The sequence below is a fragment of the Flavobacterium poyangense genome, from assembly GCF_011751075.1.
Classification (GTDB): domain Bacteria; phylum Bacteroidota; class Bacteroidia; order Flavobacteriales; family Flavobacteriaceae; genus Flavobacterium; species Flavobacterium poyangense.
This window is the reverse complement of record NZ_JAALLN010000013.1, coordinates 1-17,831: the sequence shown is the minus strand read 5'-3', so window position 1 is coordinate 17,831 and position 17,831 is coordinate 1. Positions and strand designations below refer to the sequence as shown.

Annotated in this window: 12 protein-coding genes; 7 read left to right on the top strand and 5 right to left on the bottom strand. The window is 35.6% G+C overall.

The window, feature by feature from the left end; all coding sequences use genetic code 11:
• Nucleotides 1-30: 30 nt before the first annotated feature.
• The gene (locus G3A47_RS17190; protein ID WP_166924601.1) at nucleotides 31-1,329 is read left to right on the top strand and encodes a gliding motility protein GldB-related protein; all 1,299 of its coding nucleotides are present in this window, start codon (nucleotides 31-33) and stop codon (nucleotides 1,327-1,329) included.
• 676 nt (nucleotides 1,330-2,005) lie between these two features.
• Here G3A47_RS17190 and G3A47_RS17185 read toward each other — a convergent pair.
• Nucleotides 2,006-2,623 carry a thioredoxin family protein gene (locus G3A47_RS17185; RefSeq protein WP_166924600.1) on the bottom strand — a complete coding sequence of 206 codons (618 nt, stop codon included), beginning with the start codon at nucleotides 2,621-2,623 and terminating at the stop codon, nucleotides 2,006-2,008.
• Nucleotides 2,624-2,814: 191 nt separating this feature from the next.
• On the opposite strand from G3A47_RS17185, the gene pyrH reads away from it, so the two are divergent.
• The 3 genes from pyrH (at nucleotide 2,815) to G3A47_RS17170 (ending at nucleotide 6,773) form a co-directional block, all read left to right on the top strand.
• On the top strand, nucleotides 2,815-3,522 hold the full coding sequence (gene pyrH, locus G3A47_RS17180; RefSeq protein ID WP_166924599.1) for a UMP kinase: 708 nt from the start codon (nucleotides 2,815-2,817) through the stop codon (nucleotides 3,520-3,522).
• A 75-nt stretch (nucleotides 3,523-3,597) separates the two neighbouring features.
• Nucleotides 3,598-4,161, top strand: a complete 564-nt coding sequence (gene frr, locus G3A47_RS17175; RefSeq protein WP_166924598.1) for a ribosome recycling factor — start codon at nucleotides 3,598-3,600, stop codon at nucleotides 4,159-4,161.
• A 116-nt stretch (nucleotides 4,162-4,277) separates the two neighbouring features.
• Nucleotides 4,278-6,773: a DUF5686 family protein gene (locus tag G3A47_RS17170; protein ID WP_166924597.1), complete on the top strand. Its 2,496-nt coding sequence runs from the start codon at nucleotides 4,278-4,280 to the stop codon at nucleotides 6,771-6,773.
• Between the two features lie 449 nt (nucleotides 6,774-7,222).
• Here G3A47_RS17170 and G3A47_RS17165 read toward each other — a convergent pair whose 3' ends face one another.
• From G3A47_RS17165 to G3A47_RS17150, 4 genes are all read right to left on the bottom strand, one after another.
• A complete protein-coding gene (locus G3A47_RS17165; RefSeq protein ID WP_166924596.1) occupies nucleotides 7,223-9,493 on the bottom strand; it encodes a cation:proton antiporter in 2,271 nt (756 codons plus the stop codon).
• A gap of 319 nt (nucleotides 9,494-9,812) precedes the next feature.
• Nucleotides 9,813-10,532 (bottom strand): LytR/AlgR family response regulator transcription factor, encoded by a 720-nt coding sequence (locus G3A47_RS17160; RefSeq protein WP_166924595.1) that lies wholly within the window; start codon nucleotides 10,530-10,532, stop codon nucleotides 9,813-9,815.
• A complete protein-coding gene (locus G3A47_RS17155) occupies nucleotides 10,495-11,256 on the bottom strand; it encodes a sensor histidine kinase (RefSeq protein ID WP_166924593.1) in 762 nt (253 codons plus the stop codon). The genes G3A47_RS17160 and G3A47_RS17155 overlap by 38 nt, the downstream gene beginning before the upstream one ends.
• Before the next feature lie 84 nt (nucleotides 11,257-11,340).
• Complete coding sequence (locus tag G3A47_RS17150) at nucleotides 11,341-11,670, bottom strand: DMT family transporter (RefSeq protein WP_166924591.1); 330 nt, start codon at nucleotides 11,668-11,670, stop codon at nucleotides 11,341-11,343.
• Between the two features lie 178 nt (nucleotides 11,671-11,848).
• Here G3A47_RS17150 and G3A47_RS17145 point away from each other — a divergent pair, with 178 nt between their 5' ends.
• The 3 genes from G3A47_RS17145 (at nucleotide 11,849) to rpoN (ending at nucleotide 17,694) form a co-directional block, all read left to right on the top strand.
• Nucleotides 11,849-14,212 (top strand): efflux RND transporter permease subunit, encoded by a 2,364-nt coding sequence (locus G3A47_RS17145; protein WP_166924589.1) that lies wholly within the window; start codon nucleotides 11,849-11,851, stop codon nucleotides 14,210-14,212.
• Between the two features lie 431 nt (nucleotides 14,213-14,643).
• Entirely contained in the window at nucleotides 14,644-16,077 is a 1,434-nt protein-coding gene (asnS, locus tag G3A47_RS17140; protein WP_166924587.1) for an asparagine--tRNA ligase, read from the top strand.
• Between the two features lie 156 nt (nucleotides 16,078-16,233).
• Nucleotides 16,234-17,694, top strand: coding sequence for an RNA polymerase factor sigma-54 (gene rpoN, locus G3A47_RS17135; RefSeq protein ID WP_166924585.1), 1,461 nt, complete (start codon nucleotides 16,234-16,236; stop codon nucleotides 17,692-17,694).
• Nucleotides 17,695-17,831 lie beyond the last annotated feature (137 nt).

Sequence of the window (17,831 nt, the reverse complement as noted above, 5' to 3'; positions counted from 1 at the left end):
ATTTTAGATTTTCCTTTTAAAAACAAAAACATGAGATGCTTTCTTCTGATTCCTTTTCTGATTTTTACGATCTCTTCTAGTGGACAAAACAACCATCAACAAATTGTATCTGACGATATTAATCATTTTTGGGACGCCTACGAAAAAATCATTTCTACCAACGACAGCACAAAACAATTAGACTTCCTCAAAACACTTTACCTTGACAAAGCAACACCGGGATTAAAAAGCCTGATCGAGGTTCGAAACTATACTGCGAAAGATTTTATAAGTGCAATAAACCAGTACCCTAAATTTTGGAGTTCATTAAAGTCAAACACTTTAAACAGCGAGAAGCTTTATCCCGAAATAGAAAGCGACATCAACAAACTCAAACAAGTCTATCCTGATCTAAAACCATCCACCATTTATTTTTCTATTGGTGCTTTCAGAACCAATGGAACCATTCAGAATGATCGAATTTTGATTGGCTCTGAACTAGCTTTAGCAGACGAAACTACCTTTATCGAGGAGCTCCCACAATGGAGACAGTCTTTCTACAAAGAATATAATCCACGAAAAAACATAGCTCTTTTATGTACACACGAATATATACATACGCAGCAAAAAGAAATTGTTGAAAATCTGCTTTCGATGTGTTTGTATGAAGGAGTAGCAGAATTTATTTCTTGCCATGTTACAGGCAAAAAGTCAAGTAGTCCGGCAATAGAATTCGGCAAAAATAACCGCCAAAAAGTAATCGACCAATTTATCGCAGACTTATTCATCATGAGCAATAACTACAATTGGTTGTGGGGAGAAAACAGAAACAATCTCAAAGTAAGAGATTTGGGATATTATATTGGATATGAAATTTGCGAGCGATATTACTCTAAGTCGAAAGACAAAGCTAAAGCACTAAAAACACTTATTGAGCTTGACTATTCAAATGAAAAACAAGTTGAGCAAATCGTTGACATCTCAGAATTCTTTCCTCAAACTGTAAACCAACTAAATCGCAACTATGAAAAACAGCGACCATATGTTACCTCTATATCAACGTTCAAAAATGGCAGTCAGAAAGTAAAACCCGGATTAACCACCATCACCGTTACATTCTCAGAGCCTTTAAACGGACATCATACAGGCGTAGACTTCGGCCCTCTTGGCGCCACTTTTTGCCCCCAAATAAATCCCGAAAGAATTTGGTCATCAGACAAGAAATCATGGACTTTCAAAGCAGACTTAAAACCCAATCAGAAGTATCAAATTCTGCTCACGAACGCTTTTAGAAAAGAAAACGGAACGAGACTCAAACCCTATCTCGTAGAATTTAAAACTACAGAATAAACGATTTAAGAATCTCTTAAATCAATACGAAATATTATAGGTTTTTTTTAAGGCTTATTCCTTTATTAAATTTTAACCGCAAAGTTCGCAAAGTTTTTCGCTAGTGTTGAGCGCAAAGTTCGCAAAGCTATATAAAAAAAATACTTCTTCTATTTTGCGTCCTTTGCGTAAATCTTTGCGAACATAGCGGTTAAAGAAGCACAAAGCTTAATAGAATTTCTATCTCCCAAAGATTTCAGTATTAATCCAATATCACTCTGACGTTTTAATGACATGAATTCAGTCACAATACAAAACCAAAAAGCACATTACATCATGAATATTCATTGTAATGTGCCAGTTCTCACTTAAAGTAATTTTGTTTCATAGGCGTCCTAATATTTGCTGTTTAATAATGAGGTACATTCTTCCCTCCAAACAACAAGCCCGAAACAAAATCGTAAAATCTTTCGAATAACTTTTTCATGATAGTGCATTTTTAATTGTTAAACATTAAATAAACACCGATAAAAAGAGTAAATAAGAAAATTAATAATAGAAGTGGGATTCTGTTGCCAAGGTACAAAAAATTAAACCAGTACAAAATATTTTAATATATTTTTTACTACTAAATTACTCACACTAAGTAAATTACCCAAGAAATAAGGGGTTTCAACGATATATTTCCCAAAAAAAATTATAGTCGATTGTACTTAATATCTTCCGTAATCTTAATGAGTTCTTCCTGAACAGAAACGCCTTTATCTGCCAAATACCACAATTGTAGATCGGTTTTAATTTTCTCGTCAATTACACCGAACTCTTTTTTATAATTTGTCATTAATTCTGTAGCTCCTTTTGGTCTTGGTCCCCAATCGGCACGTACAATTCCTGCTTCTTTACATATAATAATCACCTTGGGGATTGCTCTTCCGCCGTTTGTCAGATAGTGACTCATTAATTCATCGTTGGCATCACGTAAGACGATACGCAAATCTATCTTTTTATCCGACGACAAGGCCATCTTATTTAAAATAGGAAGTATTTGAGCCGCATCACCACACCAACCTTCAGAAATTACCAGCCAGATATAATGATTGTCTAATTTTTGCAGTTTTTCAATGGTCTCTTCCGAAATTTTTATGGTTTTTTCCAATCGGTTCATTCGGGCTTCATTCAGACTGGTATAATGTGTTAGATCTTCAGATTGCTGATCGCCTGTTGCTTTTCCTTCGGATAACAAATCGGCGACTAATTTTCGATATTCAGGATAAGAGTAACTATTGAATAATGCTTTGGCTACAATACTTTTCATACTTAATTTGTTTAGAATACCATAAAAATACGATTTTTTAAAAAGACGTCTTACTGATTTTTGTCATATTCAAAAAAAATAAAAATGACAGCCCCCAAAAGATTAAATATTGCAAACCGAAATTATTTTTAAAACAGTATTTCTAAAAATCAGAATATGTCTATATTTGCACAAATTAACGCAATACACACATGAAATATAAAAGAATTCTTCTAAAACTAAGCGGTGAGGCTTTAATGGGTGATTTACAATACGGAATTGACCCAAAAAGATTAGCCGAGTATGCTGAGGAAATTAAGCAAATTCACAGTAAAGGAGTAGAAATTGCTATTGTTATTGGAGGAGGAAATATTTTTAGAGGCGTTGCAGGAGCAAGTGCCGGTATGGATCGAGTACAAGGCGATTATATGGGAATGCTTGCCACTGTAATTAATGGAATGGCGTTGCAAGGTGCTCTTGAAGACAGAGGAATGAAAACCCGTTTACAGACTGCCTTGAAAATGGAATCTATTGCAGAGCCCTACATTAAAAGAAGAGCAGATCGTCACCTTGAAAAAGGAAGAATTGTAATTTTTGGTGCCGGAACCGGAAATCCTTATTTTACAACTGATACAGCAGCAGTTTTGAGAGGAATCGAAATCAATGCTGATGTAATTCTAAAAGGAACCCGCGTAGATGGTGTTTACGATTCTGATCCTGAAAAAAATGCATCGGCAGTAAAATTTGATTTTATCTCTTTTGACGATGTGCTAAAAAAAGGATTAAATGTAATGGACACAACAGCTTTTACATTAAGCCAGGAAAACAAACTACCAATTGTTGTTTTTGATATGAACAAAATTGGCAATCTATTGAAAATTTGCGAAGGCGAAAACATAGGAACTGTAGTTAATATATAAATCTTCTTCGACAGTTTACAGTCACAAACTGACTAAACTAAAAGTGAAGATTAAAACTGAAAACTAAAAAAAACAATGACTGAAGAAATAGAATTTATATTAGATAGTACTGAAGAATCAATGAATGGTTCGATAGCGCATTTAGAGAAAGAATTTCTTAACATTCGCGCAGGAAAAGCTTCACCGGCAATGCTTGGAAGTGTTTTTGTAGACTATTACGGATCTGCAACACCACTTTCGCAAGTGTCAAAAATTAGTGTTCCTGATGCAAGAACAATTACACTACAACCTTTTGAAAAAAACATGTTGTCTGTAATTGAAAAAGCAATTATGATTGCTAATATTGGTTTTAACCCGATGAACAACGGAGACGTTATCATTATCAGCGTACCACCTTTGACAGAAGAGCGTCGTAAAGATTTGGCTAAACAAGCAAAATCAGAGGCAGAAGATGCAAAAATTGGAGTTCGTAATGTACGTAAAGACGCCAATACTGATATTAAAAAATTAGAAAAAGAAGGAACTTCTGAAGATGCTTGTAAATCTGCTGAAGAAGAGGTTCAGAATTTAACGAATACTTATATTAAAAAAATTGATGAATTATTAGCTGCGAAAGAGGCTGAGATCATGAAAGTTTAATTTTATTCGACACAAAATAAAATCCGTTTAGTTAAATGTACTAGACGGATTTTTTTATTCTTATTTTTACGTACTGAAAATTAATTGTTTTCGTTCCTGAAACCATAATCCTCTGTATGAAACTATTTTGTTTTTTGTCTTTGTTTTTTACGCTTACCATTCAGGCGCAATTTCAAATAAACGGAATTGTCAATGACTCCGGCAACAAACCACTTCCCTTTGCGAGCATTAAAATAGCAGACCATACTAGTACCATTACAGATGTTGATGGTAAATTTTCTTTTACCGTTTCATCAGACACGGGCTTTTTTACGGTTTCCTATATTGGTTTCGAAACCAAAAACATTAGCCTGTCAACTAACAAAAAATTCTATACGGTTTCGCTTTCTCAGAAAACAGATGATTTAAAAGAGGTTATTGTTTCAAATGAAAATCCGGCGTTAAGTATCTTAAGAAAGGTAATTTCCAATAAAAACAGGAACAATCCACAAAAAAAGCTGAGTAGTTTTGAATACAAAACCTACAACAAACTTATCGTCACGGCCAATCCTGATTCTATCGACGGACGTATTGATTCTACTGCCGTCTATAAAGATCTGAACAAAAAGAAAATCAATATTGATTCGTCCGATTATAAATTCAAAGAAATAATCAGCAAACAACATTTATTTCAAACGGAAAAAATATCGCAATATCAATTTAGAAATAACAAACTCAAAGAAACAGTACTAGGCACAAAAATGGCCGGTTTCAAACAGCCTGTGTACGAGATTATCGCTTTTAGCTTGCAATCAATTTCAATTTACGATCCGAAGTATGAGTTATTGGAGACTAAATACGAAAGTCCAATTTCAAACAATGCCCTCAAAGATTACACCTATAATTTACTTGATACCGTTAAGATACAGGACCGTGAGACATACATGATTCATTATAAAAACAAACGAAAAAGAAATGCATCGGGTCTCGAAGGTGTTTTATACATTGACGCAGAAAATTTTGCTATAGCCAAAGCAGTAATGCGTATAAAAGGTGTTTTAGACATTAGTGGAATCCATGAGTTTGAATATGTTCCAACCGAAAAAATATGGTTTCAGAGCCATACGACATTCAAAATCGTAAAAGGTAAAAACGACGAGGATATTAAAATTCTGGGAGGCACCATTCAATTTGATGCAGATACAGGAGAAAACTTTGAACCGAGAAAAAAAGCAGCTTCCGACTTTACCTATTTACTTTCTGAAAGTAACAATTTCGACATTCACTACAATACCAATCCGGTCATAAAAAATCCGGCACTTTATATTGAAATTAAAGAAGACGCCAGCAAAAAACCGGAAACTTTCTGGAACGAATATCGTAAAGAAACTCTTGATCTCAAAAGTCAAAAAACGTATCTATTGCTAGACAGCATTTCTCTTAAAAAAAGAATTGAAAAGCGCTTAGGGCTTGGTCGAAAAATCATAAACGGTTATATCCCGATGGGGCCAATTGATTTTGACTTGAAGAAGCTAATCAGTTATAACAACTATGAAGGTTTCCGTCTTGGTCTTGGCGGAATTACAAATGATCGTTTTTCTAAAAATTTCCGAATCGAAGGATATGCTGCGTACGGAACAAAAGACGGAACAATGAAATACAGCATCGGTTCCGGTTTTTTACTTGATAAAAACACCAATACATGGCTAAATGCGTATTATGCAGATGATGTTCGGGAAATTGCGAGTACCGTTTTTGCCGTTGACAAACGTGTTTTTAAGATTTACGATCCACGTCCGATAAACATTAGTACTTTTTACGAATATGTTGGCTGGAGAAGTAACATTCAAACTAAGATTATTCCGAAAACAGAAGCTGTTCTGGAATTATCACGAAATTATATCGAGCCTAAATTTGATTATCTCTTTAATCTGCACGGAAAGCTGTATTCAAGCTATATTATGACTACGGCGATGCTTTCTATTGCCTGGTCACCGTTTAGTGATTTTATGCAAACCCCAACCGGAAGAACCGAAGCAGACAAAAGGTTTCCTAAATTTACTTTTCAGTACACCCAGTCCTTGCCGGATGTATTTGAAAATGATTTTGAATTTGGAAAAATAGATTTCAAAGCCGAATATGAAAAAAAATATCTAAACGGTCAAAAAACAGGTTTACTGCTTCAAGGCGGATATGCCTTTGGTGACGTACCGATTACCCACTTATACAATACGGCGCCCAACAACTTAACCAAAGAAACGGTTGTTCAACGTATTACATTTGCGGGAAGAAACAGTTTTGAGACCATGTATTTTAATGAGTTTTTCTCCAGTCAATACGTGATGTTCCAAATTAAACATGGTTTTGATCGCATCAGAATTCTCAGAAAAGTACGTCCTTCAATGGTATTGGTTACCAGAATGGCATGGGGAAATATGGAAAACCCACAACAACACGTCGGACCCGCTTACAAAACACTTGATAAAGGTTTCTTTGAATCCGGAATTGAACTAAACAAAATCTACAAAGGCGTCGGCTTAGGAGGATTCTACCGATATGGTCCAAATCAGCTGCCTAGATTTGAAGACAATATTGCGGTTAAGATTTCTTATGTTCTTGATTTGGGGATCTAGGGCTGATATTAAATTCCAATTTTTTGAAAATTCCAAATTCCAAATTCCAAATTCGGAACATTGAGGTAGATTGATCAATTGCTAATGTCCTCCTGAGCGAAGCCGAAGGGCAAATCCCAATAAAATGTGATTGGAAATCTTATTTTGCCACAGATTGTTTGGATTTTATTGATTTTTTCTAATCGTGAAATTTACAGGGCGAGAAACAGAGATGCACAGCAGTGCATCTCTACAGAAAATCTGCCAAAAAAAATCCAAACCCCAACAAAATTGGAATTTGGAATTTAAAAAGATTGGAATTTACCCCCTCCTGTGGTTTCAAATCAAAACGGAATGCACATCATTACGGTTAGATGCACTGCTGTGCATCTCTACAGAACATCCACAAAAAAATCCAAACCCCAACAAAATTGGAATTTGGAATTTAAAAAGATTGGAATTTTACCCCACTATGGCTTCAAAATCAAAACCGAAGGCGTATTATTCAACCATATGCTTTGTGATTCAATCAGTTTTTTCCAGCTGTCTAAACTGATAATCATAAGATCTTGCCCCTCCAGAAACTCTTTTTTGATTGTTCTGTCATGCATGATCATGATGTGATTTGGAGCAATTTGTTCTATAGATCGGATTGTTTCCTGAATATCGCGGTTGTTTTTTACTTCTCCACTTGCATCTAAAACCGTAATCTGAGAACCATTATTATTGATTAATTTTTTAGCATATTCAATTAAAAACGCATCTTCTTTACTAAAAACAGGCATAAAGATCTGGTTTACTTCTTCTAAATCTTTATCAATAAAAATTCCAACGGGCATTTTACTTTTTGCAATAATATGACGCGTTCTCTCATCAAAAGGGGAATTTTCAAACAAACCTTCTTTTCCTGTGAACTTATCAATCAATCGATCAGGGTTTACAATTCTGCTGGTAAAACCAAGTATTTTCCCGAGTAAAGTTCCTTCAAAAATAGATTGCCCTAATCCTACCAATAACAAATCGTATTCTCCTTGATTAGCCGTATCAATAATATCAGTATCAATATCGTTTGTAACTTTAAAAACACTGACCATAGTCTGATTCAGACGATCGGACTCTTCGATAACCGGAACCAACATTTTACGCTCCTGGTCTTTCACATCAAACGAATGCACTTCTGTACTTAAAGACAAATGCATTGCAGTAACAATGGAGTTATCAGACTGTTTTTTAACCAAACTGTTTGCAATTCTCAATAGTTTTTTACCTTTCTCCGGAGTGGCAAAGGAAAGAAGAATCTTAAACTTGCTTTTGTTTCCAATTTCCTGAGGAATGGCTGTTATCTTATCCTTAAAAATAAAACCTATAAAATCCAATGCCGGACCGGTCATAAAAGTCGTAACCAATGCCATAATTACCATCATAGTAAAAATCTCAGTAGACAAAACCCCTAAATCATATCCAATATTCAATACTACAAGCTCCATTAAACCTCTCGTATTCATTAAAGCACCGATAGCCAAACTATCTTTCCAGCTTTGTCCCATGAATTTAGCTGCAAAAGCACTTCCAAAGAATTTACCTACCACGGCAACCGCGATAATTAAACCTGTAATTTTCCATAAATAAGGATCGTTCAGCAAACCAATTTGTGTACGCAATCCTGTAAATACAAAAAACAACGGTAATAACACAATGATGGCAACATCTTCTACTTTTTCTATAAAGATGTTTCTGAACGTGTTATTCTCCGGCATAATCGCTCCTGCCAAAAAGGCTCCAAACAAAGCATGGATTCCGATTAGCTCTGCTGCATAAGCAGAAAACAATAAGGTAATAAAGAAAATGGCAACAACTGGTTTATTCAGACTTTCGCGGGTTGAATTTAAGTCTCCAACTCGTTTTAAAAACGGACGAACTATTTTGAGCATGATCATTACATACAAAACCGCCAAACCAATGACATACAAAGAACTTGTAAAAGAACCCGCTTTTACAATTGCAATTACAACAGCCAAAATACACCAGGCCGTAATATCATCTGCCGCTGCACAGGTTATCGCAATGGTACCCAGTTTTGTTTTTTGCATCCCTCGCTCCTGTACAATTCTAGCCAGAACAGGAAATGCTGTAATACTCATAGCAATTCCCATAAACAATCCGAAGGAAGTAAACTCTACTCCAATTGGAGCGAATGTATGGTAAATAAAATACGCTAAACTCAGTCCTAATGCAAACGGAATCACAATACTGGCGTGGCTTATTACAACTGCATCATGCGCTTTATTTTTCAGCACTTTTAAGTCCAGTTCCATTCCGATGACAAACATAAAAAGGATCAAACCAATCTGACTTAAAAACTGCAGATTTCCTAAAGATTCTTTTGGAAACAGTGTAGCGGAGAATTCCGGAAAATACATCCCAACCAAAGAGGGACCTAATACAATTCCGGCAATCATTTCACCAATAACAGAAGGCTGTCCTATTTTTCTAAAAAACCACCCGAACAAACGGGCTACTAAAATAATCGTAACAATCTGAGCTAATAAAATAGCCAAAGGATGCTGCAAATTCTCTACCATTGAATGCAAAAAATCATTCCAATGGTTACTTTCTATTTTTTTGTGAACAATGCCCCGCCCTACTTCAAGCGAAACTCCTTTAGAAATTACCCAATATATTAAAGCAGTAAACCCTCCGATGATGGTAACGTAAAACGCTGAGTTTTTTATGTTATTCATAACTCCTCTTTTAATTTTTATGGCGCAAATATCAGAAGTGATTTCTTAGTGAGGAAGTAAATTTAAACCTAATTTTCGATCCATGTAACAAGTCTGAAAAACTTTGTAATAAGTTTGAATTACGCATAAAACCATTGATCACTTTTTGTACAATTGAAGAGATTTTATGGTAAAAAGAGGGCTTCGACTTCGCTCAGCCTGACTGTAGTACTGTTTGTTTTCTTATCTTACTTAGGAAGCTACTATTTGGTGTAACAAACTAAATGTTTTACGGTAAAAAGGGGCTTCGACTTCGCTCAGCCTGACATCATGAGAACTACTACACTTTTATTCTTTTCAGAAAATCGGTGCGATAGGTTTCACTCAAAATTAAAACACTGTTTTTTTCATTTTTCTCTAAAGAATGCAGGACGATTTCAGTATGATTGAAAAACTTAATTGCTTTTACGGCCACAATCTCCTTTTTGTTTATGCGGCAAAAATCGGTTTCCGGCAATTCTTTTAAAAGGGTGTCGAATTTAACGTTTTTCAAATTCAGGAAACTACCATCAGCCAGAAGTACGGTTTTATCACGGCTATCGCTGATTGCGGTTTTTATATATTGAATCTGCTCAAAATACAACAAGGTTTTCCCTTTATCGGTATTGAGCTGTATAAATTTTTTGGCGGTGTCGGGCTTATGGAATCGCTCTGCCGCTTTTGAAATCGCTTTCTGCAAACGTTCCAATTTTACCGGTTTGGTAATATAATCTACCGCTTCAATGGTAAAAGCATCGGCTGCATATTCTTTATAGGCCGTGCAAAAGATAACCAATTTATTTTGCAACATTTCTGCCAGATGCAAACCGCTAATTCCCGGCATTTCGATGTCAGAAATTAACAAATCAAAATCGAGTTGATCCATTTCGGCGACCAGTTTCTCGGGATTATTAAACGTTTTTACGATTTCAACTTCGGGAATTTGTTCGCAAAGCATTTTCAGATACGTTAATCCGGGTAACTCATCGTCCAGAAGCAAGCATTTCAGTTTTGTATTCAAGTAAATCAATTTTTAGATGAGCAATGTAAACATCATTTTCTACAAATCTCTCAAGTTTGAAATTATTTCTGTAAATAATTCGAAGGCGATGTTCCAAAGTCGAGTGACCGATACCGCTTCGTTCTTTTTTCAACACCTTTTTGTTCGATATTTTATTCGAAACCGTCATAAAAAAAGCATTATCCTTAAACTCAAAAATTACAGAGATAAAAGCATCGGCACTTTGCAAATCGGCATGTTTGAACGCATTTTCGATTAAATCAATAGAAATCAGTGGCGCCAACAAAGGTTGCTCATACAATTTGTCCTCTTTATTGATATTGGTTTTAATCTTGAGTTCAAAAAGCGGACTGATCTTGATTTTATTGATTTCGATTAAATTCAGCGCAAAATCAATTTCTTCTTTTGCCGTGACAAATTTCTTTTTGCTTTCGTATAAAATATAATCCAAAACGTTTGCCAGCTTATCCAACGCAAAGTACGTCTGATACGCATGCGATTGTATGGAGTTTAAAATATTCTTAAAAAGATGCGGATTGAGTTTCGCTTCCAATGTTTCGAGTTGCAAGTCATTGACTTTCATCTCGAGTGCATAAAAACTTTTTTCGGCATCGTCTTTTGCTTTTTTAGAATGCATTAATTGGTACACCATAAAACATATGATGAGTACCAGTAATAAAATAATAGCTAAAAAAATAAAAGTGATGGTATTGTTTTCCTGCATATAATATATTGTTTTGCTATAGATTTCACAGATTCTCTCAGCTTAAAAAGAGCTCTAAATCTGTGAAATCTTGAGCTTATTTTTTTAGTGACTGGAAACAAACTTCAAACCAATAATTGAAGCAATTAAAGTCGAAAGAAAGAAGACTCTCCAAAAAGTAACCGGTTCTTTAAAAATCAGTATCCCTACCAAAACGGTTCCAACCGCCCCGATTCCAGTCCAGACCGCATAAGCGGTACCAATTGGCAAAACCTGCGTCGCTTTATAAAGTAAAACCATACTGATAGAAAGACAGACAAAAAAGCCTGCCATCCAATAGGTTGAAATGATTCCGGTTGTTTCTTTCGCTTTTCCTAAGCACGAAGCAAATCCAACTTCAAAAAGTCCTGCAATAATTAACAAAATCCAATTCATTCTTGTTTCATTTTAAATTAAGTGCAAATATCTGAAAAGCTAAGCTACTAATTCTAAAATCGAGTATAAATCTTAAAAATTCAATCGTAATTTTATGTTAACATACGGTAAAAACTGAGCCAATTGTTTATGATTTTGAGCTCTTTTCACTACATTTGCATCCATTTTTAAAGATTTTATGAAAAACACCATTCAAGTCGGATTTTGGGAAAAAATAGCCCGAATCATACTTAAAAACAGAGTTACAATATTAGTTCTCCTGTCTGCTTTAACCATTTTCCTTGCTTACCAATGGAAAAACCTTTCTATGACGTATACCGAAGCAAATCTGCTTCCTAAAAACCATAAAGCGAATAAAGACTATCAAAAATTCTTAGACAAATTCGGTGAAGAAGGAAATCTTGTTGTAATTGGCTTTAAAGACCCTACTTTTTTTACCCCGAAAAACTATGCTGCCTGGAATGAATTAATGACAGGATTGAAAAAATCTAAAGAAGTAGATTTAGTAGTTTCCTTAAATGATTTAAAAAAACTGGAAAAAGACACGGTTAATGAGAAGTTTGTTTTGGCACCTTTCATCGACCAAAGCAAAACACAGGATCCGGCTTATCTAAAAAGCGTTCAATACGATTTGTTTCACAACCTGCCTTTTTATGAGGGATTGTTGTTTAACAAAGAAAGCGGTAGTGTACGATCTGCTATTTACATCAACAAAAAACTGGTAAATACCGCCGAAAGAAAAACTTTTATCCTTGAAAATTTAGTCCCTAAAATCGATAAGTTTGAAAAAACTACGGGAGTAGACCTGCGTGTTTCGGGAATGCCCTACATCAGAACGATCAACGCAGACAACATGAAAGGCGAAATCGGACTCTTTATCGGTGCGGCTTTACTGACTGTTTCTCTGATTTTCTTCTTCTTTTTCCGTTCGTTCAGAGCTACCTTTATTTCTATCTGCATTTTAATTGTAGGTGTAATCTGGTCGTTCGGAACTCTTGGATTATTTCATTATAAAATCACGATTTTAACGGCTATTATTCCGCCTTTAATTATCGTAATCGGAATCACGAATTGTATTTTCCTGATCAACAAATACCAACAGGAGATCAAGCTTCACAGTAATCAGGCAAAGGCTTTGCAACGTATTATTTCGAAAATCGGAGTTTCGACACTGATGACGAATCTGACAACAGCAATTGGTTTTGCGACCTTTATGATTACAGGTAATGATTTGCTTTTCGAATTTGGTTTAGTGACTTCTATCAATGTCATTTCTGTTTATTTATTGACGCTTTTAATCGTACCCATTATATACAGTTTTATGTCGATGCCAAATGAAAAACATTTGTATCACTTAACCAAAACTTATATTTCGACCTTGCTTGACTTTGTTGAAAACGTGGTAAAAAACAAGCGTAAAGTAATTTACACCATTTACGGTTTACTCTTAGTTTTTAGTATTATTGGAGTTGCGCAAATGAAAGTTTCGGGAAGTTTGATCGGAGAAATGCCAAAAAGTGCTTCTTTCTTTAAAGACATTATTTTCTACGAAAAAGAATTCCATGGTGTAATGCCACTCGAAATAATGATTGACACCAAAAAGAAAAAGGGTGTCATGAAAGCTTCAACCATTCGAAAAATGGACGAATTGCAAAATACTATTGTCGAAATGCCTGAGTTAGCCAAACCGGTTTCGATTGTGAATTTGGTTAAATATTCAAAACAGGCTTTTTATAACGGAAATCCGGAATACTACCAATTACCAACTTCACAGGAACAGACTTTTATTTTATCGTATGCCAAAAATGCGACAAAAAACAGCAAAGAAAATTTAATGAAAAGTTATGTTGATTCGACTGGGCAATATGCCCGAATTACTACTTTCATGAAAGATATCGGAACGGATGAAATGGCCAAGGTAGAGAAAAAACTACACCAGAAAATTGACGAAATTTTCCCAAAAGACCGTTATGAAGTTACCGTTACCGGAAAAGCATTAGTTTTTCAGAAGGGAACCTCTTACCTGGTAGACAACTTAATCGAATCGCTGATTTTTGCCATTTTGGTGATTGCCATTCTAATGCTGTATTTATTCCGATCTTTCAAAATGGTTTTTGCTTCGGTTATCACGAATATTTTACCGCTTTGTATCACTTCGGGACTAATGGGGTATTTCGGAATCCCGTTAAAACCGTCTACTATTTTAGTATTCAGTATTGCATTCGGAATTTCGGTGGACAATGCCATTCAGTTTATGGCCAAATACCGTCATGACTTATTGCAAAATGACGGAAAAGTAAAAAAATCTGTTTTCAGTGCTTTAAGAGAAACCGGAATCAGTACTTTTTATACTTCGGTAGTTTTGATTTTAGGTTTTGCTACATTTACGCTTTCTAGTTTCAGCGGAACAATTGCACTTGGCGGATTAATTTCTTGTACGCTGGCATTTGCTATGTTTGCGAACTTATTGGTTCTGCCGGCTTTGGTTTTGACTTTTGAAAAGAAAAAGGCCAAGAAAGAGGATTTGGAAAGTTTGGAGTAACTTTTTTTTCGCCACGAATTTCACGAATTGGCACGAAGCCTGTCATTCCGACAAAGAAGCAATTAAAACCGTATAGTTGTCATTCCGACGAAGGAGGAATCACATTAGTAATTCGACACAGATCGGCCATACACTTTGCGGAGTTTCTCGTGTGATTCCTCCTTCGTCGGAATGACAGCTTACGTCGGAATAACAGCTTACGCTGGAATAACATCCGGCGTCGAGTGACAAAAGAGAACTCTAATGAAAACAAAAAGCCTAGCCCCGATAGCAGCGGCATCCTTTTTCTTACTTCTTTAGTAAGAAAAAGATATAGCGGATAGCGGGAAACAGCTTCAAAAATTAATTATTATCGTTTATATTTGCAATTCGATATAAAAACACTGATTCTATTTTAATCTAAAATCAGCAATCTAAAATCTAAAATTAAAATGAAACACACAAAAGTTAAAGACTTATTAAACAGTACTACGACGCTACAGGAAGTGAATGCAAAAGGATGGGTGAGAACTTTTAGAAATAATCAGTTCATCGCGCTAAATGACGGTTCTACCATTAATAATATACAATGTGTTGTTGATTTTGAAAATACCCCGGAAGAGACTCTAAAAAGAATCACAACCGGAGCTGCCGTTTCTGTAACAGGAACTTTGGTTGAAAGCAAAGGCGCTGGTCAGAAATATGAAATTCAGGTTACTAAATTAGAAATCTTAGGAGATTCTGATGCGGAGAAATTTCCAATGCAACCTAAAAAACACTCGCTTGAATTTTTACGTGAAAATGCACATTTACGTGTACGTACCAATGCTTTTGGTGCTATTATGCGTGTGCGTTCGGTATTGTCATTTGCCGTTCACAACTACTTTCAACAAAGAGGTTTTGTGTATGTAAATACGCCAATCATTACAGGTTCTGATGCTGAGGGTGCGGGAGAAATGTTTAAAGTTACGGCTTTACCATTTGACAACACGCCTAGAACAGAAGACGGAAAAGTAAATTACAAAGAAGATTTCTTCGGAAAAGAAACCAACTTAACCGTTTCTGGACAATTGGAGGGAGAAACTTTTGCAATGGCTTTGGGTCAGATTTATACTTTTGGACCTACTTTTAGAGCAGAAAACTCTAATACATCCCGTCACCTTGCAGAATTTTGGATGATTGAGCCGGAGGTTGCCTTCAACAATTTGGATGACAACATGGATCTGGCTGAAGATTTTATTCAATATGTAATAAAATACGCCTTAGACCATTGTGGTGATGATTTGAAATTCCTTGAAGGAAGATTACTAGAAGAAGAAAAATCAAAACCACAGGCTGAAAGAAGCGAAATGGCTTTGTTAGAGAAATTGAACTTTGTATTAGAAAACAACTTTAAACGTGTTTCTTATACCGAAGCAATTGATATTTTGAGAGATTCAACTCCAAATAAAAAGAAAAAATTCAACTATATCATTAACGAATGGGGAGCTGATTTACAGTCAGAACACGAGCGTTATTTGGTTGAAAAACACTTTAAATGTCCGGTAATTTTATTTGATTACCCGGCAAACATCAAGGCATTTTACATGCGTTTGAATGAAGATGGAAAAACAGTTCGCGCTATGGACATCCTTTTCCCTGGAATTGGAGAAATCGTTGGTGGTTCTGAAAGAGAAGAGCGTTACGATGTTTTAATCGAAAAAATGAAAGCCTTAGAAATCGATGAGGAAGAATTATCATGGTATTTAGATACCAGAAGATTTGGTTCTGCAACGCATGCCGGTTTCGGTTTAGGATTTGAGCGTTTGGTATTGTTTGTAACCGGAATGACAAACATTAGAGACGTAATTCCTTTCCCAAGAACTCCAGGAAACGCAGAATTTTAAAAAAAAGTTTCAAGTTTAGAAGAATGTTTCAAGTTTCAGGTTTCAAGTTGTAATAACGTGAAACCTGAAACTATAAAGAACAATAAAAAATAATTTAATTCGTCAATAACAAAGATACTCAGTGCCTCAGCATCTCAGTACCTTAGTCACTTATTTATGCTAAAGCAATTTTTAAATTTAAAATTATCCCAAAAATTATCTCCACAGCAAATTCAGCTGATGAAGTTAATTCAATTGCCTACGCAAGCATTTGAGCAACGTTTATTGGAAGAAATGAACGAAAATCCGGCTTTAGAAGCAGGAAAAGAAGACGAATACGAAGCCGATGAATTTGCTAATGAAGAATACGACGATTATGATGATCAGGAATCAGACAGAATCGAAGCAGACGACATTAACATAGACGAATACTTAAGCGACGACGACACCCCCGATTACAAGACACAGATTAATAATTATGGAGACGAGGAAGAGCGCGAAACACCATTTGCCTCCCCGATTAGTTTTCACCAGGATTTAATCAATCAGTTGAATACTTTTATTTTGAATGATCAAGAGCGTGAAATCGCCGAATTCTTAGTAGGAAGTATCGACGATATGGGTTACATCCGCAGAAGTGTGCCGGATATTGTAGACGACATGGCTTTTACTCAGGGGATTTACACTGACGAAGCTATGGTTGAAAAAATGCTGCATATCATTCATGAACTTGAACCTTCAGGAGTTGGAGCCCGAGATTTACAGGAATGTTTATTATTGCAGTTAAAACACAAAACACCGACCGAATATGTGGACTTAGCAATTGACATAATCGAAAATCAGTTTGATGCTTTTACCAAAAAACATTACGATAAGCTAATCCAGAAATACGGTGTTTCCAGTGAGCAGCTAAAAAAAGCCATTCACGAAATTGAAAGACTGAACCCAAAACCCGGAGGATCTTATACCGGCAACAATAAAGTAACCGAAAATGTAGTTCCAGATTTCGCCATACGAATTATTGACGGTGAGCTCGAATTGACATTAAACGGAAGAAATGCCCCTTCTCTGCACGTTTCTAAAGATTATCAGGAAATGATGCAGACGTACAAGGATTCTCGCGACAAATCGACTGCGCAGAAAGATGCTGTTCAGTTTATCAAACAAAAACTGGATTCGGCCAAATGGTTTATCGACGCCATCAGACAACGCCAGGAGACCCTTTTTGTAACGATGAATGCCATCATGCATTATCAGGAAGAATATTTCTTAGACGGTGACGAAACAAAGCTAAAACCAATGATCTTAAAAGACATTGCCGATATGGTTGGTTTGGACATTTCGACCATTTCACGTGTTGCCAACAGCAAATACGTAGAAACACCTTATGGGACAAAACTAATTAAAGAGTTTTTCTCTGAAGCAATGAAAAACGATCAAGGGGAAGATGTTTCGACACTGGAGATTAAAAAAATACTTCAGAACACGATCGAAGAAGAAGACAAAAGAAAACCTCTTCCGGACGATCAGCTTGCAGATATCCTAAAAGAAAAAGGATATCCTATCGCACGAAGAACAATTGCCAAATACCGTGAACAACTAGATATTCCGGTAGCAAGAATGAGGAAGAAAATATAATTTTTAATAAAAAAAATAAACCCGACAAGTTTTAAAAACCTGTCGGCTTTATTTTTTATTTGTCTTGTCCTGAAAAAGGTTGACTACAATCCAATTAATTATGTCAACAGAAAGGAAAGTTCTAAAAAAAGTAATGC

Excerpts from the sequence above, each read along its gene's own strand:
- G3A47_RS17165 (WP_166924596.1), bottom strand. The coding sequence starts at position 9,493 with ATGAATAACATAAAAAACTCAGCGTTTTACGTTACCATCATCGGAGGG.
- G3A47_RS17155 (WP_166924593.1), bottom strand. The coding sequence starts at position 11,256 with ATGCAGGAAAACAATACCATCACTTTTATTTTTTTAGCTATTATTTTA.
- G3A47_RS17170 (WP_166924597.1), top strand. The coding sequence starts at position 4,278 with ATGAAACTATTTTGTTTTTTGTCTTTGTTTTTTACGCTTACCATTCAG.
- asnS (WP_166924587.1), top strand. The coding sequence starts at position 14,644 with ATGAAACACACAAAAGTTAAAGACTTATTAAACAGTACTACGACGCTA.
- G3A47_RS17145 (WP_166924589.1), top strand. The coding sequence starts at position 11,849 with ATGAAAAACACCATTCAAGTCGGATTTTGGGAAAAAATAGCCCGAATC.
- pyrH (WP_166924599.1), top strand. The coding sequence starts at position 2,815 with ATGAAATATAAAAGAATTCTTCTAAAACTAAGCGGTGAGGCTTTAATG.
- frr (WP_166924598.1), top strand. The coding sequence starts at position 3,598 with ATGACTGAAGAAATAGAATTTATATTAGATAGTACTGAAGAATCAATG.
- G3A47_RS17185 (WP_166924600.1), bottom strand. The coding sequence starts at position 2,623 with ATGAAAAGTATTGTAGCCAAAGCATTATTCAATAGTTACTCTTATCCT.
- G3A47_RS17150 (WP_166924591.1), bottom strand. The coding sequence starts at position 11,670 with ATGAATTGGATTTTGTTAATTATTGCAGGACTTTTTGAAGTTGGATTT.
- G3A47_RS17190 (WP_166924601.1), top strand. The coding sequence starts at position 31 with ATGAGATGCTTTCTTCTGATTCCTTTTCTGATTTTTACGATCTCTTCT.
- rpoN (WP_166924585.1), top strand. The coding sequence starts at position 16,234 with ATGCTAAAGCAATTTTTAAATTTAAAATTATCCCAAAAATTATCTCCA.